Annotated in this window: 32 protein-coding genes, 1 tRNA gene and 1 other annotated feature; of the genes, 11 read left to right on the forward strand and 22 right to left on the reverse strand. The window is 40.4% G+C overall.

All coding sequences use genetic code 11. The features are described 5' to 3' along the window. Nucleotide 1: 1 nt before the first annotated feature. The 4 genes from PGP85_RS06585 to PGP85_RS06600 all read right to left on the reverse strand — a co-directional run bounded on the left by PGP85_RS06585 (nt 2) and on the right by PGP85_RS06600 (nt 1,216). Nucleotides 2-298 carry a hypothetical protein gene (locus PGP85_RS06585; RefSeq protein WP_270326658.1) on the reverse strand — a complete coding sequence of 99 codons (297 nt, stop codon included), beginning with the start codon at nt 296-298 and terminating at the stop codon, nt 2-4. Nucleotides 299-441: 143 nt separating this feature from the next. Next, on the reverse strand, nt 442-603 hold the full coding sequence (locus PGP85_RS06590; RefSeq protein WP_159721249.1) for a hypothetical protein: 162 nt from the start codon (nt 601-603) through the stop codon (nt 442-444). Nucleotides 604-730: 127 nt separating this feature from the next. Beyond that, nucleotides 731-1,012: a hypothetical protein gene (locus PGP85_RS06595; protein ID WP_270326660.1), complete on the reverse strand. Its 282-nt coding sequence runs from the start codon at nt 1,010-1,012 to the stop codon at nt 731-733. Beyond that, nucleotides 1,013-1,216 (reverse strand): helix-turn-helix transcriptional regulator, encoded by a 204-nt coding sequence (locus PGP85_RS06600; RefSeq protein ID WP_270326662.1) that lies wholly within the window; start codon nt 1,214-1,216, stop codon nt 1,013-1,015. A 161-nt stretch (nt 1,217-1,377) separates the two neighbouring features. On the opposite strand from PGP85_RS06600, the gene PGP85_RS06605 reads away from it, so the two are divergent. Then, nucleotides 1,378-2,082, forward strand: a complete 705-nt coding sequence (locus tag PGP85_RS06605) for a helix-turn-helix domain-containing protein (protein WP_270326664.1) — start codon at nt 1,378-1,380, stop codon at nt 2,080-2,082. Nucleotides 2,083-2,149: 67 nt separating this feature from the next. Next, nucleotides 2,150-3,328 carry a tyrosine-type recombinase/integrase gene (locus PGP85_RS06610; protein ID WP_270326666.1) on the forward strand — a complete coding sequence of 393 codons (1,179 nt, stop codon included), beginning with the start codon at nt 2,150-2,152 and terminating at the stop codon, nt 3,326-3,328. 92 nt (nt 3,329-3,420) lie between these two features. On the opposite strand, the gene rpmA is transcribed toward PGP85_RS06610, so the two are convergent. From rpmA to rplU, 3 genes are read right to left on the reverse strand one after another with little or no spacing between them, the layout of a single operon-like run. Next, a complete protein-coding gene (rpmA, locus tag PGP85_RS06615) occupies nt 3,421-3,714 on the reverse strand; it encodes a 50S ribosomal protein L27 (protein ID WP_010745708.1) in 294 nt (97 codons plus the stop codon). Between the two features lie 12 nt (nt 3,715-3,726). Beyond that, nucleotides 3,727-4,077, reverse strand: a complete 351-nt coding sequence (locus PGP85_RS06620) for a ribosomal-processing cysteine protease Prp (RefSeq protein ID WP_010740660.1) — start codon at nt 4,075-4,077, stop codon at nt 3,727-3,729. A 17-nt stretch (nt 4,078-4,094) separates the two neighbouring features. Further along, entirely contained in the window at nt 4,095-4,403 is a 309-nt protein-coding gene (gene rplU / locus PGP85_RS06625; protein ID WP_010740661.1) for a 50S ribosomal protein L21, read from the reverse strand. A 20-nt stretch (nt 4,404-4,423) separates the two neighbouring features. Next, nucleotides 4,424-4,495 (reverse strand) — a sequence feature (ribosomal protein L21 leader region). Between the two features lie 120 nt (nt 4,496-4,615). On the opposite strand from rplU, the gene PGP85_RS06630 reads away from it, so the two are divergent. The 4 genes from PGP85_RS06630 (at nt 4,616) to PGP85_RS06645 (ending at nt 7,006) form a co-directional block, all read left to right on the forward strand. Next, nucleotides 4,616-5,263 (forward strand): uracil-DNA glycosylase, encoded by a 648-nt coding sequence (locus PGP85_RS06630; RefSeq protein ID WP_010740662.1) that lies wholly within the window; start codon nt 4,616-4,618, stop codon nt 5,261-5,263. Continuing rightward, nucleotides 5,263-5,931: an O-methyltransferase gene (locus PGP85_RS06635; RefSeq protein ID WP_010740663.1), complete on the forward strand. Its 669-nt coding sequence runs from the start codon at nt 5,263-5,265 to the stop codon at nt 5,929-5,931. The genes PGP85_RS06630 and PGP85_RS06635 overlap by 1 nt, the downstream gene beginning before the upstream one ends. 101 nt (nt 5,932-6,032) lie before the next feature. Further along, nucleotides 6,033-6,872, forward strand: a complete 840-nt coding sequence (locus PGP85_RS06640; protein ID WP_010740664.1) for an alpha/beta hydrolase — start codon at nt 6,033-6,035, stop codon at nt 6,870-6,872. A 60-nt stretch (nt 6,873-6,932) separates the two neighbouring features. Beyond that, nucleotides 6,933-7,006 (forward strand) — tRNA-Arg (locus PGP85_RS06645). A 51-nt stretch (nt 7,007-7,057) separates the two neighbouring features. Here the strand turns inward: PGP85_RS06645 and PGP85_RS06650 are convergent. The 4 genes from PGP85_RS06650 to PGP85_RS06665 all read right to left on the reverse strand — a co-directional run bounded on the left by PGP85_RS06650 (nt 7,058) and on the right by PGP85_RS06665 (nt 10,067). Continuing rightward, nucleotides 7,058-7,324 (reverse strand): Na+-transporting malonate decarboxylase, carboxybiotin decarboxylase subunit, madB, encoded by a 267-nt coding sequence (locus PGP85_RS06650; protein ID WP_270326668.1) that lies wholly within the window; start codon nt 7,322-7,324, stop codon nt 7,058-7,060. A gap of 107 nt (nt 7,325-7,431) precedes the next feature. After that, complete coding sequence (locus tag PGP85_RS06655; RefSeq protein ID WP_270326670.1) at nt 7,432-8,061, reverse strand: GyrI-like domain-containing protein; 630 nt, start codon at nt 8,059-8,061, stop codon at nt 7,432-7,434. A gap of 66 nt (nt 8,062-8,127) precedes the next feature. Continuing rightward, nucleotides 8,128-9,015 (reverse strand): helix-turn-helix transcriptional regulator, encoded by an 888-nt coding sequence (locus PGP85_RS06660; RefSeq protein ID WP_270326672.1) that lies wholly within the window; start codon nt 9,013-9,015, stop codon nt 8,128-8,130. Between the two features lie 98 nt (nt 9,016-9,113). Then, complete coding sequence (locus PGP85_RS06665) at nt 9,114-10,067, reverse strand: zinc-binding dehydrogenase (protein ID WP_270326673.1); 954 nt, start codon at nt 10,065-10,067, stop codon at nt 9,114-9,116. Nucleotides 10,068-10,193: 126 nt separating this feature from the next. On the opposite strand from PGP85_RS06665, the gene PGP85_RS06670 reads away from it, so the two are divergent. Both PGP85_RS06670 and PGP85_RS06675 read left to right on the forward strand, forming a co-directional pair. After that, entirely contained in the window at nt 10,194-10,559 is a 366-nt protein-coding gene (locus tag PGP85_RS06670; protein WP_010740728.1) for an ACT domain-containing protein, read from the forward strand. Nucleotides 10,560-10,806: 247 nt separating this feature from the next. Further along, a complete protein-coding gene (locus tag PGP85_RS06675; protein WP_270326675.1) occupies nt 10,807-11,127 on the forward strand; it encodes a YtxH domain-containing protein in 321 nt (106 codons plus the stop codon). Between the two features lie 36 nt (nt 11,128-11,163). Here the strand turns inward: PGP85_RS06675 and PGP85_RS06680 are convergent, their stop codons facing one another. Next, nucleotides 11,164-11,667 (reverse strand): S26 family signal peptidase, encoded by a 504-nt coding sequence (locus PGP85_RS06680; protein WP_010740730.1) that lies wholly within the window; start codon nt 11,665-11,667, stop codon nt 11,164-11,166. A gap of 287 nt (nt 11,668-11,954) precedes the next feature. On the opposite strand from PGP85_RS06680, the gene PGP85_RS06685 reads away from it, so the two are divergent. Beyond that, nucleotides 11,955-13,547 carry an MFS transporter gene (locus PGP85_RS06685; RefSeq protein ID WP_270326677.1) on the forward strand — a complete coding sequence of 531 codons (1,593 nt, stop codon included), beginning with the start codon at nt 11,955-11,957 and terminating at the stop codon, nt 13,545-13,547. Nucleotides 13,548-13,591: 44 nt separating this feature from the next. Here PGP85_RS06685 and PGP85_RS06690 read toward each other — a convergent pair whose 3' ends face one another. From PGP85_RS06690 to PGP85_RS06700, 3 genes are read right to left on the reverse strand one after another with little or no spacing between them, the layout of a single operon-like run. Further along, a complete protein-coding gene (locus PGP85_RS06690) occupies nt 13,592-14,587 on the reverse strand; it encodes a sugar kinase (RefSeq protein WP_270326678.1) in 996 nt (331 codons plus the stop codon). Next, nucleotides 14,580-15,233 carry a bifunctional 2-keto-4-hydroxyglutarate aldolase/2-keto-3-deoxy-6-phosphogluconate aldolase gene (locus PGP85_RS06695; protein ID WP_270326679.1) on the reverse strand — a complete coding sequence of 218 codons (654 nt, stop codon included), beginning with the start codon at nt 15,231-15,233 and terminating at the stop codon, nt 14,580-14,582. The genes PGP85_RS06690 and PGP85_RS06695 overlap by 8 nt, the downstream gene beginning before the upstream one ends. Before the next feature lie 14 nt (nt 15,234-15,247). Continuing rightward, complete coding sequence (locus PGP85_RS06700; RefSeq protein WP_270326680.1) at nt 15,248-17,077, reverse strand: glucose PTS transporter subunit IIA; 1,830 nt, start codon at nt 17,075-17,077, stop codon at nt 15,248-15,250. Nucleotides 17,078-17,351: 274 nt separating this feature from the next. On the opposite strand from PGP85_RS06700, the gene PGP85_RS06705 reads away from it, so the two are divergent. Further along, nucleotides 17,352-18,551 (forward strand): enolase C-terminal domain-like protein, encoded by a 1,200-nt coding sequence (locus PGP85_RS06705; protein ID WP_270326682.1) that lies wholly within the window; start codon nt 17,352-17,354, stop codon nt 18,549-18,551. A gap of 68 nt (nt 18,552-18,619) precedes the next feature. On the opposite strand, the gene PGP85_RS06710 is transcribed toward PGP85_RS06705, so the two are convergent. From PGP85_RS06710 to PGP85_RS06740, 7 genes are all read right to left on the reverse strand, one after another. Next, nucleotides 18,620-19,153: a helix-turn-helix domain-containing protein gene (locus PGP85_RS06710; protein WP_270326683.1), complete on the reverse strand. Its 534-nt coding sequence runs from the start codon at nt 19,151-19,153 to the stop codon at nt 18,620-18,622. A gap of 107 nt (nt 19,154-19,260) precedes the next feature. After that, nucleotides 19,261-19,968, reverse strand: coding sequence for a GntR family transcriptional regulator (locus PGP85_RS06715; RefSeq protein WP_010740737.1), 708 nt, complete (start codon nt 19,966-19,968; stop codon nt 19,261-19,263). Nucleotides 19,969-20,142: 174 nt separating this feature from the next. Beyond that, nucleotides 20,143-21,150 carry a lipoate--protein ligase gene (locus tag PGP85_RS06720; protein ID WP_270326686.1) on the reverse strand — a complete coding sequence of 336 codons (1,008 nt, stop codon included), beginning with the start codon at nt 21,148-21,150 and terminating at the stop codon, nt 20,143-20,145. Between the two features lie 85 nt (nt 21,151-21,235). After that, a complete protein-coding gene (locus PGP85_RS06725) occupies nt 21,236-21,973 on the reverse strand; it encodes an MBL fold metallo-hydrolase (protein WP_270326688.1) in 738 nt (245 codons plus the stop codon). Then, a complete protein-coding gene (locus PGP85_RS06730; RefSeq protein WP_251866725.1) occupies nt 21,970-22,746 on the reverse strand; it encodes a DUF975 family protein in 777 nt (258 codons plus the stop codon). Before PGP85_RS06730 ends, PGP85_RS06725 begins: the two co-directional genes overlap by 4 nt. A gap of 94 nt (nt 22,747-22,840) precedes the next feature. Further along, nucleotides 22,841-23,005, reverse strand: a complete 165-nt coding sequence (locus PGP85_RS06735) for a hypothetical protein (protein ID WP_010740741.1) — start codon at nt 23,003-23,005, stop codon at nt 22,841-22,843. 75 nt (nt 23,006-23,080) lie between these two features. Beyond that, complete coding sequence (locus tag PGP85_RS06740; protein ID WP_270326693.1) at nt 23,081-24,160, reverse strand: M42 family metallopeptidase; 1,080 nt, start codon at nt 24,158-24,160, stop codon at nt 23,081-23,083. Between the two features lie 179 nt (nt 24,161-24,339). Between PGP85_RS06740 and PGP85_RS06745 the strand changes: the two genes are divergently transcribed. Next, nucleotides 24,340-24,750 carry an NUDIX domain-containing protein gene (locus PGP85_RS06745; protein WP_270326695.1) on the forward strand — a complete coding sequence of 137 codons (411 nt, stop codon included), beginning with the start codon at nt 24,340-24,342 and terminating at the stop codon, nt 24,748-24,750. Nucleotides 24,751-24,784: the final 34 nt, after the last annotated feature.

A 24,784-nucleotide genomic window follows, 5' to 3' on the forward strand; every position in this document is an offset into this window, starting at 1 on the left:
TCTAAGCCCCCAAACCATCTAAAACATTCAATTTTTCTCTAAACGGTTTTAATTTCCTCTTTTCGTACACCAGCACTGCATCCTCATCAATATCTTGTGCATACTTCATCGCCTTGATTAATACTTCTTGCATGCTTATTAAACGGCCAAAATCACGATCTAATCCCTCATTGCTACTTTGGTAGTCCATCATTTTATCTAGTAGTATTTCAAAAGAATCAATCCACTGATCACGCTCGATCAATGAATTATTAATATTTTTTACAAAAGTTTCTGTTGCATCTAAAAATTCATTCATTATTCTTCCTCGTTTCTTTTATCGCTTGATTTACTAACGTTGAGAGGATAAAATAAAAGAAATAGCAAATAATGCCTTCCAAAGCAATTTGCCTGTCTTGTGTTGTCGCACAAGGCTCTTTTTTTACCCTCAATCATACTTATTTACTCCTCTACTAATTCCAAGTTTTGTTCAACAACAATAAAATTGCCTTTCGAACTTCTGCATAGAAAAACACCATTCGGAAAATCCATAATCAACTCAACAAACTCTCCTTTAGGTAAAAACTTAGATCTCAATACTTTTGCAAATTGTCCAACTTTCATGTAATTCACCACCTTTCAATACAGCTAGTAGCTCAAGAAGCTTCATAAAACCCAATAACTATGAGCTTTTGTATACCATTTTCAACATTGATTACACTTTTTGATTACAACCGTTGCCCCAGGTCGCTTATTTTCTTTTAAAATCAATAATAAATTTCCGTACTTCTTGTTTGCTGAAGAAGTATTTTTTTTTGCCAATTAATGTGTACGGCATTCCTAAACCCATTAGCTCATCTAAGAATTGTGGGCTAATGTCTAACCATTTTTGTATCTCTGACCGATTAACTAAATCCCGATCTAACCCTAAATCTTTCTTCGCTTGCTGCAACGTATCAAGAGCGATCTCATAAAAGTATTTTTTTAAGTCTTGCTCTTGCTCATCTGCAAGCTTTACTCGTATCTCTGCCATTTAGTTCACCACCTTTTCATTCACTAGCCAGTTAACAAGCTTTTCATAAACAGTTCGGTACACCCTAGTTCTCTTTTCGCTTTCAATATTCCCTAAGGTTAATCGAGAAATCCCTATCTCATCCGCCCCTTGTTGAAGAGTAAGACGTTTTCTTGCTCTACGCTCACGAATTTTTGCAGCCATCTCTGGATCAATTTCAAACATATTATTCCTTCTTTCTAAGCTTGATTATCAAGTTGATAATTTAATTATATTATTATCAATTTGATAAGTCAAACTAAAAATTATCAAATGGATAATTTCGAAGTGATATAATTATCAATATGTGTTATTCTACATCTAAGTAAACTAAGGAGAGGTAATGGATGAATAGATTAAAACAGTTAAGAACCGCACGGGGATTATCTCTAAAAGAAGTAGCTAATGAGGTCGGAATTGCTGAAAGCCAGCTCTCTTTCTACGAAAATGGCAAGCGAAAACCCAGGGATGAAAAAATTTGGCTTGAACTCGCACGATTTTACAAGGTTTCTGTTGGATATTTACTTGGAAATACTAATTTACAAGTTCCACAAGTTACAGAAGGTACTAAAGAGTTGTGGAAGCAATTAGAGAGTCGTACTTTAGACAAAGATGATATTTCTAAGGATGAATTTAACTATATTACTAGTTTATCTGCTCTTGAATCATCCTTTGAATCCTCTCTCGAGATATTGCATTCTATTGCTATTAATGAAGAATCTTCCACCCTGTATACTAATTCATTAAGAAATTATGCTCATTCCTTTAAGTCGATATTACAACTTCATGGTCCTGAAACAGCAAATGAATTATCAAATTCAGTTGATACGTTATGTAATATTATTAGTCTTCAAATGGACAATATAATCCTTAAAGAAGATAACAAAAAAGGATCTGAAGAAATTTTCAAAGATTATCTTGAAGGTAAAAGAAAGATTTCTGAATCACTTGATAAATTATTCTTGAAAGATTTTGAATTTTTTAAAGAAAGGGATATGCATAATTTGCCACCATCACATATAAATAAATTAAAAGAAGGAAATGATCAATAAACAATATTTGATATAAGATGCATTATTCCGCTTATCTACCTTGCCCCAGGTCAGATAGGAGAAAACAATGTCAGGATATTTTAAGCAATATACAAAGAAAAACGGATCTAAAGCATGGATGTTCAATTCACTTTATTTAGGAGTGGATATTTCTGGGAAAAAGATTCGTGTTACTCGTCGTGGCTTTCCTACTCTAAAGGCAGCAAAACTTGAAGCTACAAAGTTACGAACTGCATTTGATAATGGAGAGTACAACAAAAAAACTACTGAAAACACGTTTCAGGAGATCTACGAACTTTGGTTTGATAGTTATAAGAAAACAGTTAAGGAGTCTACTAGCATTGCAACTGAACGCTATGTGACTCTACATGTCTTACCTACTTTTGGTAGTTATAAACTTAATCAGATTACTCCTAAAATGGCTCAACAAGCTGTTAATGAATGGGCAGACAAACTGCAAGTCTATAAAGTAATCCTTCAATACGTTGTTAAGATCATGGATTTCGCTATTAATCTTGGACTAATTGAATTAAATCCGTTTGATAAAGTCATTCGGCCAAAAGTTAAAAAGACTCGTAAAGAAAAAGAAGTGAAGTTTTATACGGTTGAGGAAGTTCAAAAGGTTATGAAGGTTTTAGAGGATAGAGTATTTAATACGAATCAAGCGAACAAGCTTTATTACTTCTTTGCTTTGTTTGATCAAACCTTTTACCGCCTATTAGCTTTTAGTGGTTTGCGTGGTGGTGAAGCTTTGGCTTTGACATGGAAAGATATAGATTTTGAAGAAAAGACTTTAACAGTTAGTAAAAATCTATCTCAAACTAAAAATGGATTCGCTGTATCTTCTCCTAAAACAAAAAGCTCCTACCGCACCATCTCACTAGATGATAAAACGATACGAACTTTAAAACGTTGGCAATTAAAAGAAAAGGAACTGCTCTTTTCAAATCGAGTAAAAGACTGTGAAATAGTCTTCCCCGATCTTAATGGCCAATACTTAAACCGCCAAAATATTTATATGCGGTCTCAAAGAGTTGCTAAGTTTGCTGGCCTTCCTGATATTGGTACTCATGGTTGGCGGCATACTCATGCTTCTATGCTATTCGAAGCGGGAGCAAGCATGAAAGAAGCTCAAGTTAGATTAGGTCATAGTTCTATTGAAATGACTATGAATATCTATACTCACGTCACTAAAAAAGTAACGACTGAAACAGCAACGAAACTAGCAAAATTTGCCAATTTTTAAGCTTAGTGTAATCAAAAGTGTAATCAAGTGTCTATTTACCCAAATAAAAAAAGCCCTACCCCTTGATAGACAAGGGATAGAGCTAGTTGTAATTAAGCTTCTTGAGCTACTGGGTATACAGACACTTGTTTTTTGTCGCGACCTTTACGTTCGAAACGTACCACGCCGTCAACTTTAGCAAACAATGTGTCATCACCACCGATACCTACGTTTACACCAGGGAAAATTTTAGTACCACGTTGGCGATAAAGAATTGATCCACCAGTAACAGTTTGACCGTCAGCACGTTTAGCACCTAAACGTTTTGATTCTGAGTCACGTCCGTTAGAAGTTGAACCGCCACCTTTTTTATGGGCGAATAATTGTAAGTTCATATTCAATAACATGAGCTGCACCTCCTATGATTTAGATTTTGTTTGGATCTCAATGAAATCCAAATAGTCGATTTCGATTGATTGCAAACCTAATAATAAATGCTCTAGCAAAATTTGCGAGATATTCATCTGCTCTTGAGTCATCGAATCATCTAGCTTCAACGCTACATGAAGATAACCACCTTCATCATCGTTCGTCTCGATATTCGGAATGACACCTGCTAGTGCATCCAAGCTATTTACTGTGCTGATGGCTAATGCGGAAACCGCGGAACAGACGATATCGCTACCGTAAGGACCTGCTTCTGCATGACCCGTCAGTGTAAATTCACTAATTTGGCCTGCTTGATTTCGAGTGAATGTACCTTTGATCAACTTAGGCACCTTCTTTTTTATGCTTTGATTGAGTCAATGACAACTTTAGTGTAAGGTTGACGATGACCTTGTTTGCGGTGTGAATGTTTTTTAGGTTTGTATTTGAAAGTAACGACTTTCTTTTGTTTGCCGTGTTTTTCTACAGTTCCTTCAACAGTTGCACCTTCAACGATAGGAGCTCCTACTTTTGTAGATTCGCCGCCTACTAAAACAACTTGGTCGAAGACAACTTTTTCGCCAGCTTCAACGTCTAATTTTTCAATGTAGACTGCTTGACCTTCTTCAACTTTGATTTGTTTACCGCCAGTTTTGATGATTGCGTACATGCTTGTGGCACCTCCTTATATAATATACTTAGACTCGCCATCCCAAGTGACCGAAGTACTTACTAACTTGTTCTGTGCGGTTGTAGCTGTGGGTTCCACAATTACAACATTCATATTCTACTAAAAAAGAATGGTCAAGTCAATGATTAATTATTGACGTGTGCCCTGCTTTTTTCTACTATGTAGAAAGATGACAAAGCGAGGTGACGCGAATGGACTATCCAGAAGAGCTAGTCAAATTAGTATCTGATCGTTCAAAAGAGTTTCAACTTGAAGGATTTATCGCAGGGCAAGGACCGCTCCAGCCAAAATTGATGTTGGTCGGTGAAGCTCCAGGCCGCAACGAAGTGGTCAATCATATTCCTTTTTCTGGCGCGGCCGGCAAAGAATTGATCCAAGCGATGGAATCAATCGGTCTCACCCGCGAGAATACTTATATCACCAGTGCCGTCAGAAGCCGCCCTTATAAGATTGTAGAACGCTTCAATAAACGGACACAAGAAGACGAAACAGTTTATCCAAATCGTACACCGAATAAAAAAGAAATTTTGGCCCATGCACCGATTCTAGATTATGAACTGGCAACAATTCAACCGAAAATCATTGCGACGTTAGGAAATATCGGTTTGCAGCGGCTACTTGGACCAAAATGGCAAATCAGCGAGCGACATGGCGAAATTTACCATGGCCCTGTCTTAGAGCTGACGAATGAGCAGGACCGTTACCAACTATCAGAAAAAGAATACACAGTCGTTCCCCTTTTTCACCCGGCGGCGATTTTTTATAATCGTTCACTAAGTGAGAAAATTGCGGAAGACTGGCTGACATTAGGAAAATTATTAGAGAAAGAGGAAAAATAATGCGTAACGAAATGATGTACCGCCCAATAATCAATGAAGATATTCTGCACTATTTGCGTACAGAACAAAAACAACTGACTGGACCTTTGGGAGAATTGGAAGAACTCGCTCATGAAAATGGGGTTCCGGTGATTCCTCATGAAACGGTTGTATTCTTACAATTTTTATTGAAGCAAAAGCGGCCTAAAAACGTCTTAGAAATTGGAACTGCAATCGGATTTTCAGCCAGTTTGATGGCGGAAAGTCTTGATAAAGAGGCGAAAATCACTACGATTGATCGCTTCCCAGTCATGATCGAAAAAGCAAAAGTCAATTTTGCTAAATTAGGCTTAGAAGATCAGGTAACTCTGTTGGAAGGCGACGCGATAGATTTACTCAGTACTTTAGACGGGCCCTATGACTTCATTTTTATGGACAGTGCAAAATCGAAATACATTACCTTTTTACCCGAGTGTTTACGTCTATTATCCGATGACGGCATTTTGATGGTAGATGATATTTTTCAAGCAGGCACAGTCTTGCAGCCGATCGATGAAATTCCGCGGAAAAATCGTGCGATCCACCGCAAGCTGAATGAATTTTTAGAAGAGATCACGAAATCACCAGAACTGTCTTCTTCCTTATTACCTTTAGGCGATGGTGTGGCCTTAATCTCAAAAAATAAATAAAATGGATGACGGAAATTTGAAATTTTTTTGAATTTCCGTCTTTTTACTTGTACCTGATGAAAATCGGCGTAAACTAAGGAACTGAAACGGAGGAGTTTCCTGTGAAGAACAAAAAAATAGGAGGCATCATATCAATCCTATTGGTGTGTATCCTCGGGATATTCATTTTCGAAACAAAGGACCATGTCCAAGCATCTAAAAATTCAAACAATCCTTTGCCGATTCCTGCGCCAGTAATCATGGTGCCAGGTACCAATGGCGACGTCGACCGTTTCGACAGTTTGGTCGATTCATTAAGACAATCAGAAAAAGGCGTTGATGAAATAAAAATCACCGTTAATATGGATGATTCCATTACTTCATCCGGACACTTTACTAAAGATACAAAGCGGCCGATTATTGCGATTGCTTTTGAAGACGGCTCTGACCCATCCTTGCCTAAACAATCTCGCTGGTTCCAAAAAGCATTAGAGTATGCTGAAAAGTACTATACTTTCAACACCTATGATTACTTAGGGTATTCAAACGGCGGCTTGATCATAACCGGTTACTTAGAGAATGAGCAAAAGAGCAATGATCCTTCACTTTATCATTTGATTACATTAGGTTCACCTTACAACGATACGTCGTGGGATTATAACGACAATAGTTCGACCTTCACGAAACCTAAAGCAGAGAGCGACTTGCTAAAGTATTACTTGAAAAATAAAAAGAACATTCCTAAGAATATTACCGTTTATAACATCGCCGGCAATGTCGATAATCAAAATTCTGATAACACGGTTCCTTTGACAAGTGTGCTTGCTGGACGCTTGATTTATGGCGACAGTGAAAAATATAAGGAAATCACCGTGGAGGAACAAGCCGACCATGGTTCCTTGATCGAAAATCCGAAAACACTGCAATTGATCAAAGAATATCTTTTTGAATCAGTAAAATAACGAATTAGGATTGACAATTAAGAGTAGTTTTTCTATAATAGCAATTGTTGCAAAACTACTGTCACAGTAGCTCAGCCGGATAGAGCATCCGCCTTCTAAGCGGACGGTCGGGGGTTCGAATCCCTCCTGTGATATCTAAAAAACCGCTAGAGACTTGGTCTCTAGCGGTTTTTCTTTTGTATTTTTTATTCTTTCACGGCTTTTGGTGCCACAAGCAGCGCACACATTGCTATGCCAAGAACGATAAATAGGACAGCTCCTAACATATTCCCTTTCGTCAGCATCGCAAATGCGATCGTACCGAATAGGCTGGCAACGGTTAAAACAATGCCTGATTTTTGAATCCCTGTCAATTTGGCGAAAGATTTTCTAAAACCAATCGTCAATAATAATGAGCCGATAAATGAAGCGATACCAAAAATAATATGACCAAGCAAAATAAGATTTTCCATGTCTTCACCTCCTTTGACCACTATACTAAAAAGACCAAAAGAAGACTAAAGTTGTGCTTAGAATCAGAGTAAAAAAATAAACCTTAGAATCCTAAGGTTTATTTTTTTTAATCTACTTGATAACGCAAGATAGTCCGACGTTTCTCTGGCGCTGTTTTTCTGGCATCGTTTAGATAAATTTCACGATGATCAAAACTTCTGCGCTTCAGTCCCTGCTCTGTTGCAAATTGATCTAGCTTTAGAAAAGAGGCTGGCTCATCATCAAACGAACCATGATGCAGAATTTGGACACATTTTCCATCTTCAATCGTCTCCAAGGAAAGTTTTGTTAACAAGTCATTCGGCTCTTTCTTTGCTACTGCTGCTACTGCCGCTTCGAACATCTCTTGGGTGATCCAATCTGGTTGTCGCAGCATGATTTTGTATTCAAAGCTTTCCTTATCGGTAATATCTTTGGTGTTCTTCGTGGACCAGATTCCTTCTAATGGAAAGATTGCGAATTCAGAATAGTCGAACTCACTTTGTAATTCTAAATGTGCCTTATAAAATTTTTTGAACCCCATCTTGATAGACCAAGCCACAGGATAAAGCACGCCTACTCGAGCTGAAAAATCTTCGTTATTGGGATTTCCTTCTCCTTGGATCGTAAGAAACTTTTGCACTGGAACGGTTACCAGCTCTGCTTTCTTTTTTGTACCATATAATTCTTTCTCTTGTTTTTTCCAATCATACTTCATTTATTTTTCCTCGCTTTCAACTTTGACTTCATTATAACGAGTTAAACCTGCAACCTCGTGTCAGGTTTAATAAATAGTTTTCAATTGGTCGATTTTTTTGATTAATTCGCTACGTACAGAAGCAGGCGATAGGACTTCCAGCTGTCCGCCAAATGACAGTAGAAAACTATACAGACTATCATTCACCGGAAAATATTTCGACACCAACAACCGGCCATCCTCAGTTTCTTGGACATCTTCAAAATTTTCGTAGACGCGATAGGCCAATTCTGGCGCAAAAACTAGTTGAAGCTGCTGCTTTTCTGCCGTATAAATCTTTTCGGGTTCAAGAACGTTTTCTGGTGCTGTACGTTCAAACGTTTCCGTCGTTATTTCCAGCTCTTTGATTCGTTTTAGTTTAAACAAACGATTGGCTTGCTTCTCACAACAATAGGCGTATAAATACCATTCTCTGGCCTTGAAAATCAGCTTCAACGGTTCGACCTTACGATCTGAGCCGGCTTTCACTCGACTAAAATAATGGAAACTAATCCGCCTTTTTTGAGTGATCGCTTTTTGCAAAGTTCGAAACAATGCTTCATGTTGCGGTTGCCAATCAGAAAAATCGATTTCGATCCAATTAGTCGTCTGCTTCTGAAAGACAGTCCCTAATTTCTTCAACAGTGCCTGATTGCCCATTTCATCAACACCGCTGAGTCCTTGCAGCGCGGTCAGGATTTGATTTTGCTCTTCTTCGGAGATTAATGAGCGGTTCAAGACAAAATTTTCAGGCAGGAAGATTCCTCCGCCCTTCCCTTGTGTCGTGTATACGGGAATTCCCGCAGCACTCAAGATATCAATATCGCGATAGATCGTTCGAATAGATACTTCAAATTTTTCTGCCAATTCTGGCGCTGTCGTATTTCCTTTATCCATTAAGTAGTAAACCATTTGAAATAGACGATATTCTGCCACTGTACTCACCTCCATGATCAGTATATCATCGTAAACCTGCAAACACTTGTCAGGTTACAAAAAACATCATCTGAAAATCCAGATGATGCTCGCTTTAACTATGGTTTAAGCAATACTTTTCCAATACTTTTTCCTGTCTCCAAAAATTCATGCGCCTGTTTACCCTCTGATAATGGAAAAATAGTTGGTTCGCTGATTTCGATTTGTCCTTTAGCAAAGTAGCTGAACAAACGCTCACTGCGAATTTTTCGTTCTTCATAGCTGGTTAAGTAATCCCAAAGATCTCCAGTTAGAATACTTTTTGATTCGGACATCAATGCAACGGGGTCAATTTTTACCGGATCACCGCCGGCCATTCCAAAAAAGACTACTTTTCCGCGGTGCTTGATCAGATCCAAGCTCTGCTGAATCGTTGAACCAACCCCATCATATGCAGTGGCAAATTGCCCTTCGACTGTTTCAACCCATGAATTTTCACGACTTGGGAAAACCTGCTTCACTCCATGGGATAACGCCAATGCTTGTTTTTCAGTCGAAGAGGCAGAACCATAAACTTCGATTTCATCAGCTACTAGCATTTGCGAAAGTACTTGTCCTACACCGCCGCTGATTCCTGTGATAAATGCTTTTTCACCAGGAGTATTTTTCCCAAGGTCATGAGCCAAAAAATCAGCCGTCATTCCTTGCAGCCCAATACTGGCCGCTAACTTACTATCGATGCCAGCTGGTAAGCGAATCGCCTGCTCGCTAGGAACCGCCACATATTCGGCATTGGCAAATGGGACATCAACAAAAAGGACCGTCTCCCCAACTTGTTGGTTTGTTACATTGGCACCGATAGCTTTAATGACTCCAGCACCTTCATAACCGTTGATGTAAGGCGTGTGCTTTTCAATATGATAGTCACCACGTCGACGATAAATATCCGCAAAATTCAATCCGATATATTCGACTTTTACTAATACATCGTTTTCGCCAATCTCCGGCTGCGGCAGTTCTCCATATTGTAAAACCTCGCTAGCGCCAAAATGTTCAAAATACAATGCTTTCATGGAAAGGACTCCTTTAATTATTTCCTCAAATATACTATGTAGCAGCTTTTTCAGCAAAAAATCAGATTGCATTTCTACATCCCCTCTGATAAATTTAAATGATTACGAACTGGGAGGAGCATTATTATGAAATTAGTAACTTTGCCAAAAGATTTATCCGTTTATAAGGTTGTCGACTTAACGCAGGTTGATCTAACTCAGCAGCCGCTTTTTATTGGAGTAACAGATGAGGAAACCTCGATCGTTTCTTCTACTGATAATGTTCCTGCTGATACGATTGAACGAGAGGATGGGTGGAAAGCCTTTAAGATTGAGGGAGTCTTGGATTTTAGTTTAGTAGGAATTTTAGCAAAAATTGCATCCCTTCTAGCTGATGCGGGGATCAGCATTTTTGCAGTTTCAACCTACAATACTGATTACATTTTGATCAAGGCTGATAAATATGATACTGCTGTTGCGACGTTGCGTGAAGGCGGATATTCAGTCGACTAATAGAATGACGTTTTAATAGCGTACCTTTTTAAAAGAGCCTATACAGGCTCTTTTTTTCATGCTTTTGTCATTTTTTATTTTCTTACCAGTCCTTTATCCGAGAAGAAAATACGACTTTGGTTGGACGAAACGCTTCCGCTTTTCTCTTATTATGAGAGTGTAGTAATAAATCAGAAACGAATATAAAAATGATATTTAGAAGTGGTCGTTTGACGTTGTTGGTATTGAAAGATCGGGAGGAACGAAAATGAAAAGAAATGGTTTAGATATTACAGTGTTGGTTTTAGGAATTGCTTGTATTGGGATGTTGACGGTGAATCGTTATATTTTCCGACCTGTATGGAAATCAGAATTTCGGACAGAACTGAAACAAGTAAAAAAAGAACTCAAAAAGGATTTACACGACAGCAAAGATGAAATCAAGGAAGCATCAAAAGAAGTAAAAAACGAAATGAAAGAAAGTCGTAAGGAAACCAATAGCGCACTTAAAGAAAGTCGCAAGGAAGTAAAAGAAGACATGAAAGAGGCCAAAGATGACTTTAAAGAATCAATGAATCTTTCTTATTAAATAGATTGAAAAAAGACCTTCATCGTGAAGGTCTTTTTATTCGGCCTGTTGACGCAACCTTTGTTTCCTCTCTGTTTGAAAAAGCAGCGTAGAAAAAGTCATGAGAATAGCTCCGACAAACAGGCTGCCTTTGATTACATTCATCACTTTCGTATCAGCTAAAAAGCCAATATAACGTAAATAGAAATGAGGCCGGCCGATTAAGTTTCTTTTGTGGACCATTCCCATCTCCGCTTTATCTGAGTTGTCGCCTTTGACAAAGTAACCGTCAATTTTATGATCCACAGCGATCACTCGCCGCGTTTTAATTACTTTTCCTTGATTTTCATAATATGTGATCGTATCGCCAACATGGATCGGCTCCATCACATCCTTCACAAAAACCAAGCCGCCCTTAGAATATTCCGGTCCCATTTTATTATCTGATACGACATAGGGTGTCACGTTCAACACTTTTGGAATAACAATTGTCAAAACGGCCAACAAGAACAAGGAAAAGATCAAAACGGCATAAACAACCGTTATTTTTTTATTTTTCAAATTCTTCTATTGCCTCCTTAAAAAGAAAAAAACTCTTCATAATCATCATATCATATTAATCAAAAAAATCTATTTTTAACTTGCTAATTGAATAAAATTTCAAATTTATTTTGACTAGACCTCGTGATATGTTACTATTATTATACATTACGTCACAGTTTATTTTCTTTTTTTAAACGAAAGGGTGTTATTTCATCATAACTACTACATGCCAAGAGCGTTTTCCGTCATTGTATGCAAAACGCAATCTACTTTTAATAATATCCGTTATTTTAATAGCTGCTTCATTGACTACTTTTAAGATTATAAACGAAATAAAAAAAACAAATGTCCACGCACTGACTGATCGCTGGACGTTTATTGTTAAGGATCACTCCGATCACTATATCTTTGGGAAAACCGAACAACGTTTGAAGAATGTGCCTCCAAACAATGCGCTGATCATGCAGCAGCAGCTGGAAATGAAGCTGAAAGATCCGCAATTAGTTGTCCGAACCAATCATCAATGGCTCTCTGTTTATCTTGGTGAGAAGCTCCTCTACAAATACACTGCCAACGAGAAACAAAAGGCCCCCGGCTTATTGCAAACAACGATCCATTTGCCGCAGAATTATCGGCAGCAGAAGCTGCGGATCGTTACCAAGACGCCTTATGAGTATTATGCGGGAATTCCTGCTCAAGTATTTATTGGTGAGACCGCGGAAGTAAGCCGCTTCTTCCTCCTTCGTTCTCTGCCGCAATTTTTACTTTTGATTATCTGTACAACCTTGATTGTTCTGATGCTGGTTCTGCTCTTTTTGAAACCTAAGGACTCAAAAAAGGAGTACGTTTCAGCACTGCTGTTGATCGGTCTCATATTTTTAGTTGGACTGCAATCAATCGTTTTGAATGTCCCGGCCTGTACGTTGTTTGGACCGAAGACCTTGTCGCTCTTTTATAATTTAACCGCGATCCTTGTCCCAGTTTTTCTGACCAATTATTACTTATTGCGAACCAATAAGTATCAACATTACTATCTTTACGGTGTCGGTTCACAGGTCTTTCTTTTAATCTTCGGAGTTCTTTGTATTGTCGCAGGAAAGTTATCCTTGCCGATTGCTATGCAGATTTTTAGCGGCTTTAACGTCTTTATGACACTATTTACAGCGGCGATCGCTTTGGCCGAGTCCGCCGACCACAATCGCTTTTATACAATATGCTCGCCCGGAATTATTATGGCTGCTTTTATCCATTGCTTTTTCTATATCCAGCTTTTTGCCGGAGCTGCCAATTTAACGATTGATTGGCCGTTGATTCTATTTAGCGGATTGATGTTCTTGATTTGCGGTTATCACTTTGAAGAGGATATCAGCTTTATCCAGCGGCATCGAATCACTCAGCAGGAAAATGCCCAAAAAGAACTATTAGCGAAAGAAAAGCAGAAAAATTTATTGGCAACCTTTAACCTATTAGCTGAAAAAGAGTCCCATGGCGAGCAGCAAGTTCCTTCATTAACTCACCAGCTGCAGCAGCTGCGAGATTATTATCAAAAAGAATTTCGAAAACAGGCAAAATTTTTCTCTTGTCAGCTTACGATAAACCAAGATACTCAACTTTTGGATGATGAGAATGTATCTTTGCTGATTCAATTATTTGAGAAATTCTTGAATGATTCCACTTTCGGAACTGTTGATATTTCGATCCAGCAGAAGCAGGATCAATTAGTGATCGAAAGTAATACTAGTACGTTTACTCGTCATTCCTTTGATGACTCTGTTGCAGCTGCATTGCCATCTGATCCTCATCAAGAATTGGAGCGGGCCATCAAAAGCTCTAACGGAGAATGGCATTGGCAGAATAAAGAAAAGCAGCAATACTTTAAAATCACCTTAGGCTTATAAAATAAAAACCGGGAACAATCCTTTGTAGGACTGTTCCCGGTTTTTTAGCGTTCAATCTTCGCGTTGTCGCTTTTGATGAACTTCAAGATTTCCTTTTCATTGAACTGATTGCAGTCGCCTTTTACGGAATGCTTTAAAACAGCTGCAGCCGTCGCAAATTCAATGATTTCATTAGGAGTCTTTTCTTTGAGCAAGCCATGTAATATCCCGCCGGTAAACGCATCCCCGCCGCCGATTCGATCAATGATCGGATCAATCACATGATTTTTCGATGTATAACACTTTCCATTGATCCAGAGCGTCCCTTGCAATTCGTTGATACAGGTCGAATGGACGATTCGGTTCGTTGAATAAAAGGCTTGGATCGTTGGGAACAACTCCTGCAATTTTTGGTAATAATAGGTGGCATCCGCCTCGACTTCTGGAACTCCCAATAAGTAGATCGCATCCATTTTCCCAGCTGAACAATAATCCACCAAAGGCAGAATCTTGTTTAAAAAAGCTCCGGCGGCTTTTTGACTCCAGAGGTTTTGCCGATAGTTGCAGTCGAAGCTAACTTTACAGCCGGCCTTTTTTGCCGCTTTAATCAGTTCCAATGTCAAGTTTTGCCACTGTTCTGAGAGTGCGGGAGTGATGCCGGAAATATGGAAAATATCTGCCCCGGCAAATAATTCCGCAAGCGGCCATTCCAACTCATCCATCAAAGCAAATACTGAAGCTTGTCGATCATAAATGACGGACGTCGCCCGTTGACCAGTTCCTTGCTCCACATAATAAGCTCCTAGTCTGCCGACTGCTTTTAGTAAATGGTCAGTTGCTACCCCGTAGCTTCTTAAATGACGCTCTGCCGCTTGACCAAAACCATTGTCTGAAACCTTGCTGACAAACTGGACGGCATGACCATAATTAGCTAGAGAGACAGCGACATTCGCTTCTCCGCCTCCATAGAAAACTTCCAGCTGTTGCGTTTGATTCAGGCGGGTGCCCGCTTCGGCAGACAGCCGCAGCATGATTTCTCCCAAACAAACTACCTTAGCCATTGACTGCTCCTCGAATCTCAGTCAGTTTAGCCGCATATTGCTGCGCGATTTCTGTTACCTTCGCGAAATTCCCCTCTGCTGCTGGGGCTAATAGATTACCTCCGACACCAACTGCAACGACACCTGCCTTAAACCACGTTTCCATGTTCTCAAGGTTCACTCCGCCCGTCGGCATCAGGTTGATATGAGGCATTGGTGCTTTAACAGCTGAGACCATGCTTGGTCCGCTGACACTTCCCGGAAACAGCTTGATGATATCTACCCCATTTTTCAGAGCCTGCTGCATTTCAGTAATAGTCATACAGCCCGGCAGGTAGGGAATTTGATATAAATTACATAACTCAGCCGTTTCCTGATCAAAACTTGGGCTGACTACAAATTCTGCTCCAGCCATGATCGCCAAACGAGCGGTTACCGCATCTAATACCGTACCTGCCCCAATAACTACGTCTTGACCTTGATAGCTTCCAACCAATTCTTGGATTGCGGTTTGTGCATTAGGAACCGTGAAAGTGACTTCGATTCCTTTTACTCCGCCTGCGATGATCGCTTGGCTGGCTTTGACTGCCTCTGCTTGGTTCTTTCCGCGAACTACCGCGATTACGCCCGCCTTTTCTAGTCGTGATAAGATTTCCATTCGTTTCATTTAATCACTATCCCCTATCCATTCAACAAAGCACGTTCTAATAGAGCACCCGCTTGATGTTGTCCTTCTAGATTTCTTTCACCTGAGAACTTCAATACTCGATCCATGTTAGTGATGACTACGATGATCATCGTTTCCTTGCCTTGACTATGGATATAATCTAAATCCATTTGTGCGATTTTTGTATCGGCTGTCACTTTATCGCCAACCTTAATCGGAACATCGAAGCCTTTGCCATCCAATGTGACCGTATCGATCCCCATGTGAACGAGAACTTCAACACCATTGCCGGTTTTGATGCCAATTGCATGTTTTGAAGGAAAGACAGTGGTTACTGTACCGCTAACTGGAGCGAACACCGCGCCGTCGACTGAGTTGATGGCATAGCCGTCGCCCATCATTTTTGTTGAAAAAACTTCATCCGGAACATCTTCCAGCGGTACATAACTGCCTTCAGCAACTGAATGTAAATCTACTTCATTGGTAAACTCGTCATCTTCCGTCTGTTCTGTCGGAACCAGCATATACGTGATCACAAATGAAGAGATCAAAGCGATCAGAATGCCTAGCACAGCGAAGATAAAGTATTGACCGATATATGCTGGCAAGCTGAAAATACTTGATAAGATATAGCCATAAATCCGAACACCGAAGAAACTAATAAATGCTGAGGCTACCGAACTGCCGACTGTTGCCGCAATAAAGGCCTTCTTGTATTTTGATAAAATCCCGAATAATGCAGGTTCCGTAATGCCTAGCAGACCAGAAACAGCAGAAGACAAAACAAGCGATTTTTCTTCTTTTGATTTTACTTTCGTATAAATCGCTGCTGTGGCACCAGTGATCGCCATGTTTGCCATAAACATCATCGGCATTAACATGTCATAACCTTGGTTGGCAAAGTTCTGTAACGCAATCGGAGTCATCGCATGGTGCAATCCGGTGAAAATCGCAATCGGACGAATCGCTCCTACCACGATCCCAGCCAATACTGGTGAAATCGAGAACAACCAAGCCACACCGGCCGCTAATAAGTTGCCTAAATGAATACTGATCGGTCCAATGATCGTCAGCGTAACTAAGCCCGCAACAAACAATGAAATAGTTGGTGTGAATACGGTTCGTAAAACCTGCGGCAGAACTTTGTCGACCCAACGGTAAATGTAACTCAGAGCCAATACCACAAAGATGATCGGGATGACCGTACCGGCATAGTTAAAGACAGGTACAGGAATCACACCGAACAGTTTGAATGCTGAGAGTGACCCTTCAGCGACTGCATTCGTCATGGTAGGGAACTGTAATGTCGCGGCGATAGCAACTGCCAAGTATTGATTTGTCTTAAAGATCCTAGCAGCTGAAGCAGCAACAAAGAATGGCAAGAAAGTAAATACGCCGCTAGCGATCATATCAATAATCAAATAAGTGTCCGTCTGGTTGGAGATCACGTTTAGCGCGACCAATCCCGCCATCAATCCTTTGATCATTCCGGCACCGGCAATCGCTGGTACGATTGGACCGAATACCCCGGAAACGGTATCCATAAATAGGGATACTGCTCCTTTTTTCTCTCCATCGTCTTGCTGACTGTTCTCATCAAGACCTAGCTCCTTAGCAATTGGCGCGAAGTAATCCGCTACATCTGTTCCGATGACCACTTGCAGCTGATCACTTTGATACTTCGTTCCAACCACTTTCGCTATTTTTTCCAGCTCGGCATAATCGACCTGTTTTTCATCTTTTAGATTGAAACGCAGCCTGGTCATACAGTGCCAAGCATTATTGATATTATCCGCACCGCCAACATTTTTTATGATTTGTTTCGCTACATCCTCGTGCTTCACTTTTTTTCCTCCTTATTCTTCGAAACCCGATGAATCGTGTTTCCGTTTTCACCAACATAGTAGCACGGTCGACAACTCTTGTAAAACCAGTCCTTTTTATCTTAAAATCAAAAAAATACGCTTTATATCAATGTTTATTAAAATATTTTTATAAAATTGGACTGTTTTTACGTGGTTTAACTCCTTTTTTTCAGACCAAATTGACAGCCCTATCATCTACATGTTTCAATGAGTTTGCAAATGATTCATATTTACGTATATTGGAGTGAAAAAAATGACACCAACAATCATTACGGATATTAAAAGCTATACAATCAAACCCGACCGCCACAATTTATTAGTAGTAAAGGTCGAAACAGATAAAGGCGTCTCCGGCGTCGGCTGCGGCACCTTCCAATTTCGTCCATTGGCAGTTCAAACGGTTGTGGATGAATACTTAAAACCATTACTGATCGGCAGAGATGCCAATCAGATCGAAGACATTTGGCAAGTGATGACGGTCAATTCTTATTGGCGAAATGGTCCGATCACCAATAATGCCATCTCTGGTGTCGATATGGCCTTATGGGATATCAAGGGGAAACTGGCGGATATGCCGCTCTATCAATTACTAGGCGGAAAAGCCCGTACAGCGATTCCCGCTTATACTCATGCCGTAGCGGATAACTTAGACGATCTATATGGCGAAATCGATAAATTTTTAGCTGAAGGCTACCGCTATATTCGCTGCCAGCTTGGTTTTTATGGTGGAAATCCGAGCAATTTAACCACACCCGAAAATCCAATTGATGGTTCTTACTTCGATCAAGAGGAATACATGCAAACTACCTTGAAAATGTTCGCAAGCGTCCAAGATAAATATGGCAGCCAATTCCAAATGCTCCATGATGTCCATGAGCGTCTGCATCCTAATCAAGCGATCAACTTTGCGAAAGCGGCGGAAAAATACAATCTCTTCTTCTTAGAGGATATCCTGCCGCCGAACCAAAATGAATGGCTGGCTCAACTACGCAGCCAATCTACAACACCGATCGCTACTGGCGAGTTGTTCAACAATCCGATGGAATGGAAAGAATTGGTCCGTAATCGCCAAATCGATTATATGCGGGCACATGTCTCACAAATCGGCGGAATCACACCGGCCTTGAAACTGGCTCATTTCTGCGAAGCGATGGGGATTCGAATCGCTTGGCATACGCCATCCGATATTACACCCGTTGGTTTAGCGGTCAATACACATTTGAATATCCACCTGCACAATGCCGCCATCCAAGAAAATATCGATGTACCAGAAAATACTCAGAAGCTCTTTGGCAATATTCCCACACCAGAAAAAGGCTTCTTCTATCCAATTGAACAGAGCGGAATCGGAGTAACCTTCAACGAAGAGTTAGCCCCTGAATATCCGGTTGTCTATCGTCCACATGAATGGACGCAAAGTCGGACTCCTGATGGAACGATCGTGACACCATAAAACAATAAAAAAGGTAAAGTCTGTTGCTGGGACTTTACCTTTTTTTCGAATCAATCGATATTTGCTTGTTAACGATCCATCTCATAATCAAATATCCCACGCTTTTTCACGGGAACATCATACTTCAATTTGTAACTAGTCTCCCCTTTGGCAATTGCCGAATAAATAGCTTCAATTTCTTTTTGCGCATCTTCGTTCGTGGCATACCAGCCTAAAGAATTTAGATTATCGCCCCAAAAAGAATGCGAATCAACACCCAATAATTGAGTCGCCGGATGATAATCCTTTTTTCCAAAGACCTTGGCCAGCTGAAATTTATAATAAGAAGACATCTTTCCATCAATCGTGCTGATGATAGAAATCCGATTGCCTTTTTCCTTTAAAACAATCTTATCGGCCGCCGCATTTTGGTCCTCTCCTAATAAATAATCAAAAGACACATCAAAAAATTTGGCGATGATCGCCAGCTTATTGAAGTCTGGCTGAGCCATTCCATTTTCATATTTCGAAATTGATTGTCTGGATACATCTAATACTTCAGATAATTCTTCTTGAGAAACACCTTTGGCTTTTCTCAATTCTTTTAGTCTTTCACTAAACATATTGCCTCTCCCCCTTATTTCCATCCTCTTTCAAGAGGTCTTTTTTTACAAGAAAGCAATGGTAGAATATTGGCAACTTTAGGTTGCATCGCTGTTAAATCAAGCTTTTAGTCAATCCTTGACCGATGAATCTCGCGATCAAAAGGACGGATGTAGGTTACTGAATAATCAATCGCCACGATACTGCTGTATTCAAAAACCTGCCCATCTTCTAAGATGGCACGGTTGGTAATCTGCATCGCGGGAGTGCCTCGTTTACACAAAAGCAGTTTTGACTGTTCTTTTGAAGTCGTGATTGGATCGTAGCTGGTGATATAATGGGAGATACGAAATCCTTTTTGCTCCACATAATTCTGGATCGAATGCTCCACCACTTCTTGTGACAGGTCCGGGAACATCGCTACTGGCATTTTTGAGATTTCCAGCTGTTCGATCTTGTAATTGACGATCCGAATCCGCTCAAAAGTCCATACTTCATCTCCCTCATTAATTTGAAAAATCTTTTGTTCATCTAAGGTCGCAGGGGATTTTTTTAATTCAACCATTTTCGAATCAATACGATCATAGGGTGTGCGGGTCAAAGAATTGAAAATCAACGGATTCTTCACCCATTTTTCGTGGACAAAAATCCCTGATCCTTGAACGACCCGAACGATCCCAATCTCTTCCAGATTTTTTACCGCCTGCTGGATCGTAAAACGTGAGACACCATAGATTTGTGCCAACTTTCGCTGATTCGGTAATTTTCCGTCTTTGAATTCTTCCTGATAAATTTTGCTTAACAAGTCTTGAACGATGAATTCACGCTTTTTCATGTGTGGCTCCTTTGCCGGATTATTTCTTAATCCCTATCTTAACAAAAGAAGCGGAAATTTTCAGTCGGCTGTTCGATATTCATATACTCACTTTTTTAACTTACGATTGAATTAGACCTCTGCAAGATTTAACTATAAAAAAAGACCCTTCGAAAATCGAAAGGTCATTGACTATTAATAAATTAGTGACAAGAAATCTTCTTTGGTGATGTTTCCGAAGTAATGGGTCAGATCGATTTGATCGACACTTTCTTCTAAGGCTTTCTTCTCGTAACGAGTACCGATCAATTGATTTTCAACATCCTTGATCTCACCTAGTCCAAAGAAGTCGCCGAAGACTTTGGCTTTTTCGATCTCACCATTAGCAACATCTAAGCGAACTTCGATTGAACCGATTGGGAAACGTTTTTGGCGTTCCAAGTTGAATTCTGGTGAACGGCCATAGTTCCAATCCCAATTTTTATAGTATTCTTCAGAGATTTGATTGATTACTTTCCAATCTTGCTCATTCAATTCATGAGTCTTGATTTGATCCACACTGTCGACACCAAAAATCTGTAAGAGAATCGCTTGACGGAATTCTTCGGTAGTCATATTTTGCTTGTCAGCTGGCAAGTAGTCTTTGATATTGGTCACACGAGAACGGATCGATTTGATCCCTTTCGATTCGATCTTGTCTTTTTTAACCTTCAAAGCGTTAACGACTTCATCGATATCGCTGTCGAACATCAAGGTCCCATGAGCAAACATCCGGCCATTCGTTGAATACATCGCATTGCCGGAGAATTTTTTATCATCGATTACTAGGTCATTTCGACCTTTTAATTGCGCACCTTCAATCCCTAGTTTATGAAGTGCTTCAACGATTGGTTCCGTCAATTTTTTAAAATCTCTAAAGGAGTTGCCATCATCCGGCATGATAAAGCTAAAGTTCAAATTGCCAAAGTCGTGATAAACAGCGCCTCCGCCACTCAAGCGGCGAACGACATGAATCCCTTTTTCATCTACGTACTCTTTATTGATTTCTTCGATCGTATTTTGGTTGCGACCGATAATGATCGATGGTTCGTTAATGTAAAAAAGTAAGATCGGCTCATCTAAAGGCATGTTCTGCAATAAATAAGTCTCAATGGCTAAATTTACTCGTGGGTCACGTTCTTTGTCATTTTGTACGTATAGCATGGTTCCAACTCCTATTCGGTTCGAATTTTTCTAACACAAAATTTCAGTAGATCGTCTTTCACATACGATCCTGCTGACTTCGTATTTAAATGTTGAAAACTTTGTGGGGCTGTGCCAGTTCGACAGGAATGCCTGCGCTGGTGGCTTCAGCCTGCTGACGTAATTCTTCTAGGTCGCCGTGTTGCGGCAAATGGGTCAAGACTAATTTTTTTACTGCCGCATTTTTAGCAAATGTACCGGCTTCGCCAGCTGTGAAATGGGCTTTGTGATGTTCGTTACCGTCAAATAAATAGGTGTCGGCTAAAAACAGGTCGGCCTCTTTGGCAAACTGATTGAAGGATTCCAAATAACCAGAATCCCCAGTAAAGACAAAGACTGCTCCAGTCTTTTCTTCCACAAAACGCATGGCATAGCAAGGTACCGGATGAATCGTCTTCATAAACGTAACAAGAAACGGTCCAATTTTCAATTCTTCTGCTTCAAAATAGGCATGGCCTTCGGTAACGCCTTCCATCGTTAAATCATCAAAATGGAAGGTATCTTCCGTGTGACCATAAATCGGCAGAATCGGTTTTGGTGTTTGCGTTGGATACAGCTGCCAATAATATTGCAGCACACCTAGATCCGCAATATGATCGTGATGGTAATGAGTTAGGATTACGGCATCCAAATCCAATGGATCAAGCTCTTTTTCTAATTCCACCAGAGTCGAACTGCCGGCATCCAACAATAAATTAAAGCCATCAGACTGAAGTAAATAGCTGGTGGTTCCTTGCCCTTCATAAGGATAGGCGCCTAAACAACCGAGAACGGTCAATTTCATGCCAATTCCCCCTGCTCGATTTTTTCTTTCAAGGCTTGGTCATAAAAGGCCGCACTTGCAGTATTCACGTAAACCGCTACGAAAAGCAATCCCACGAAGAGAGCGATGAAACCAAGGATATACCAGCCAATGAAAGATAGTTGCAATAAGATATATTTGCCCCAACGATCTTTAATTAACAACCACGCACGCTTGATACAGTCCCCCACGCTTAGATCGGGATAATCAAATTTCACCCAAACAGCGAATTTGAAGAGAATGCTGACGATCGTTACTACCAATAAATAGATCAGCATTAAAATAAAGTACATGGTAAACAATCCAACATTGAACAGCATGCCCATATCGTCCACATTACTGACTACTCCGCCGGATGTGATAAGAGATAAATAGAGGCCGCTGCCAGCTTGAAGCAATAGCGGGATGAAGAAAATCGCTGCTAAGATATACTGTACGATTGTTGCGACGATATTGATCACCATCAACGGTACATAATAGCCTTGTTGAAAGACCACAAAGATTTGTCCTAATTCAGCTCTGCCGCCTCGTACCACATATAAGCTGACGTAATACAGTGCATAACTAAAGGCAAATAAGACTAAGATGCCCAATAAAAATGAAATTCCTACCTGAAGACTGCTGTTATCAGTCATGGTTGAGACATTGCCGATCGCCGCTGTCAGGATTCCGACAATCACGACTAGCCCGATATTGATTCCCCATTGACCGCTTAAACGATCCTTGGCTGTTTGACGATATTCGCTAAGACGCATAACACTCACTTCCCTATTCTGTTAGCTGAACTTTCTGGACTTATTCGATTGGAATGGAAAATGACCGATTCATTCAGCTTTATTGTGTATTTTTTTATTGCAATGCTTCGATTTCTTTCGTTAACTTCTGAATTCTTTGTTCAACTCGTTTTGCTTCGAGCGCAATCGGAACATTCGCATAGTTGAGCCGCTCAAATGTTTTCAATTCTTTTTTTAACAGACTCAGTTCTGTACGTTTCGTATCTATTCTCGTACTCATTCATTCACTGCTCCTTATTTCAAAGGCATGAACAACAGACATAAAATCAATAGCGACTAACGCTGGCTAAACGGTCTAATAGTTCTTGATCTCGCCGACCGTCTCGTAATCTAGACGAGCAACAACTTCAGTGACTAATTTCACTGTATTGAAATAATCCTCTTCATGAATGATCGAGGTATGAGAATGCAGATAACGAACCGGCACTGTGATCGCCAAAGATGGTACACCATCGCGGGTCAAGTGCATTTGTCCGGCATCCGTTCCACCACCGGCAATTACGGTATATTGGAATGGAATTTCCAGTTCTTCCGCTACATCAATCACGAAATCCAATAATTTTTTATGGGGCACCATTGACGCATCGTAGATCAAAATTTGCGGTCCTTTACCAAGGACCGAATCTGCTTCCTTCGGTGTCATTCCCGGTGTATCGCCAGCCGTTCCTGTATCTAGTGCAAAGGCGATATCAGGATTGACGATATGCGAGCTTGTCCGCGCGCCGCGCAAGCCGACCTCTTCTTGAACATCGCTGCCGGCAAACAACACGTTGTGATGTTCTCGTTTAGATAGATTTTCTAACACGCGTAAAGCCACGGCCGTACCGATCCGGTTATCCCACGCTTTCGCCAGTAAAAATTTTGAATCGTTCATCCGTTGATATTGGATATACGGCGTCACCATATCGCCAGGACGAATGCCCCACTCTTTGACTTCATCCGCACTTGTTGCACCGATATCAATAAACATATCTTTGATTTCAAAAGGACGTTTGCGTGCTTCTGGTGTTAATACATGCGGTGGTTTTGATCCGATTACTCCATGAATGATCTTGCCTTTGCGGGTTTTGATCTCCACTTGCTGTGCCAGCATGACTTGATTCCACCAGCCGCCGATCGTTTGAAATTCAAGGAAGCCCTTTTCAGTGATCTTCGTAACCATGAAGCCGACTTCATCTAAATGACCAGAGATAAATACTTTTGGTCCGCCGCCTCCACCGTGCTTGGCAATGACACTGCCTAAGCCGTCAAAGAAAATATCGTCCGCAAAATCATGTGCGTAACTTTTGAAAACCTCTCTGACCTCTTCTTCATTGCCTGCGATTCCTCGCGCTGAAGTTAGGTCAATCAATAATTGCTCTTCCTTTTTATCCACTTTTACTCCTCCTGCTTCGCCTAAAAATAAAAATCCCTTTTAGCTCGAATACCCATCCATAAAAATAATGACTACAATAAATAAAAAAATAGAAAGGGTATCCTTTTTTCTCTAAATTCAGTATACCATTGTCAAAAAATTCTGCGTAGTATGTTGTATAATCACTACGAGGTGATTAAATGGCGCGGGTATTAGCAATTGAATTAACTATGCTGGTAATGATCGAGAATGAATTTGGCGAAATCTTGGTTCAAGATCGCCAGAAAAAAGACTGGCCCGGCTGGACCTTTCCAGGCGGACATGTCGAAAACAATGAAGGCAGTTACGTAGCTGCGGTGCGGGAAATTGAAGAAGAGACAGGATTGACGGTGCAGCCAATCTTGCAAGGGACCGCTGAATGGAACAACCTGACTAAAGAAACGCGTGAGTTGGCTTTTCTCTACACGGCCAAAGTGAACAAGCAAGCCGTTTCCAAAGACCTCTTTTGGGTCAAAAAATCAGAGCTTGAAGCACAAAAACTGGCAGGTACCTTAAATGAGCTGCTGCCGATCTTTTTCGGTGAGGAGCAGCAGATTTATTTTGAAGTATAACTAAAAAAATCGTTCTAGAGGATCAATTCTAGAA

Source organism: Enterococcus malodoratus (assembly GCF_027659535.1).
In the GTDB taxonomy this organism is placed as follows: Bacteria; Bacillota; Bacilli; order Lactobacillales; family Enterococcaceae; genus Enterococcus_A; species Enterococcus_A malodoratus.

Excerpts from the sequence above, each read along its gene's own strand:
- PGP85_RS06585 (WP_270326658.1), bottom strand. The coding sequence starts at position 298 with ATGAATGAATTTTTAGATGCAACAGAAACTTTTGTAAAAAATATTAAT.
- PGP85_RS06590 (WP_159721249.1), bottom strand. The coding sequence starts at position 603 with ATGAAAGTTGGACAATTTGCAAAAGTATTGAGATCTAAGTTTTTACCT.
- PGP85_RS06595 (WP_270326660.1), bottom strand. The coding sequence starts at position 1,012 with ATGGCAGAGATACGAGTAAAGCTTGCAGATGAGCAAGAGCAAGACTTA.
- PGP85_RS06600 (WP_270326662.1), bottom strand. The coding sequence starts at position 1,216 with ATGTTTGAAATTGATCCAGAGATGGCTGCAAAAATTCGTGAGCGTAGA.
- PGP85_RS06605 (WP_270326664.1), top strand. The coding sequence starts at position 1,378 with ATGAATAGATTAAAACAGTTAAGAACCGCACGGGGATTATCTCTAAAA.
- PGP85_RS06610 (WP_270326666.1), top strand. The coding sequence starts at position 2,150 with ATGTCAGGATATTTTAAGCAATATACAAAGAAAAACGGATCTAAAGCA.
- rpmA (WP_010745708.1), bottom strand. The coding sequence starts at position 3,714 with ATGTTATTGAATATGAACTTACAATTATTCGCCCATAAAAAAGGTGGC.
- rplU (WP_010740661.1), bottom strand. The coding sequence starts at position 4,403 with ATGTACGCAATCATCAAAACTGGCGGTAAACAAATCAAAGTTGAAGAA.
- PGP85_RS06630 (WP_010740662.1), top strand. The coding sequence starts at position 4,616 with ATGGACTATCCAGAAGAGCTAGTCAAATTAGTATCTGATCGTTCAAAA.
- PGP85_RS06635 (WP_010740663.1), top strand. The coding sequence starts at position 5,263 with ATGCGTAACGAAATGATGTACCGCCCAATAATCAATGAAGATATTCTG.
- PGP85_RS06650 (WP_270326668.1), bottom strand. The coding sequence starts at position 7,324 with ATGGAAAATCTTATTTTGCTTGGTCATATTATTTTTGGTATCGCTTCA.
- PGP85_RS06655 (WP_270326670.1), bottom strand. The coding sequence starts at position 8,061 with ATGAAGTATGATTGGAAAAAACAAGAGAAAGAATTATATGGTACAAAA.
- PGP85_RS06665 (WP_270326673.1), bottom strand. The coding sequence starts at position 10,067 with ATGAAAGCATTGTATTTTGAACATTTTGGCGCTAGCGAGGTTTTACAA.
- PGP85_RS06670 (WP_010740728.1), top strand. The coding sequence starts at position 10,194 with ATGAAATTAGTAACTTTGCCAAAAGATTTATCCGTTTATAAGGTTGTC.
- PGP85_RS06675 (WP_270326675.1), top strand. The coding sequence starts at position 10,807 with ATGAAAAGAAATGGTTTAGATATTACAGTGTTGGTTTTAGGAATTGCT.
- PGP85_RS06690 (WP_270326678.1), bottom strand. The coding sequence starts at position 14,587 with ATGGCTAAGGTAGTTTGTTTGGGAGAAATCATGCTGCGGCTGTCTGCC.
- PGP85_RS06695 (WP_270326679.1), bottom strand. The coding sequence starts at position 15,233 with ATGAAACGAATGGAAATCTTATCACGACTAGAAAAGGCGGGCGTAATC.
- PGP85_RS06705 (WP_270326682.1), top strand. The coding sequence starts at position 17,352 with ATGACACCAACAATCATTACGGATATTAAAAGCTATACAATCAAACCC.
- PGP85_RS06710 (WP_270326683.1), bottom strand. The coding sequence starts at position 19,153 with ATGTTTAGTGAAAGACTAAAAGAATTGAGAAAAGCCAAAGGTGTTTCT.
- PGP85_RS06715 (WP_010740737.1), bottom strand. The coding sequence starts at position 19,968 with ATGAAAAAGCGTGAATTCATCGTTCAAGACTTGTTAAGCAAAATTTAT.
- PGP85_RS06720 (WP_270326686.1), bottom strand. The coding sequence starts at position 21,150 with ATGCTATACGTACAAAATGACAAAGAACGTGACCCACGAGTAAATTTA.
- PGP85_RS06725 (WP_270326688.1), bottom strand. The coding sequence starts at position 21,973 with ATGAAATTGACCGTTCTCGGTTGTTTAGGCGCCTATCCTTATGAAGGG.
- PGP85_RS06730 (WP_251866725.1), bottom strand. The coding sequence starts at position 22,746 with ATGCGTCTTAGCGAATATCGTCAAACAGCCAAGGATCGTTTAAGCGGT.
- PGP85_RS06735 (WP_010740741.1), bottom strand. The coding sequence starts at position 23,005 with ATGAGTACGAGAATAGATACGAAACGTACAGAACTGAGTCTGTTAAAA.
- PGP85_RS06745 (WP_270326695.1), top strand. The coding sequence starts at position 24,340 with ATGGCGCGGGTATTAGCAATTGAATTAACTATGCTGGTAATGATCGAG.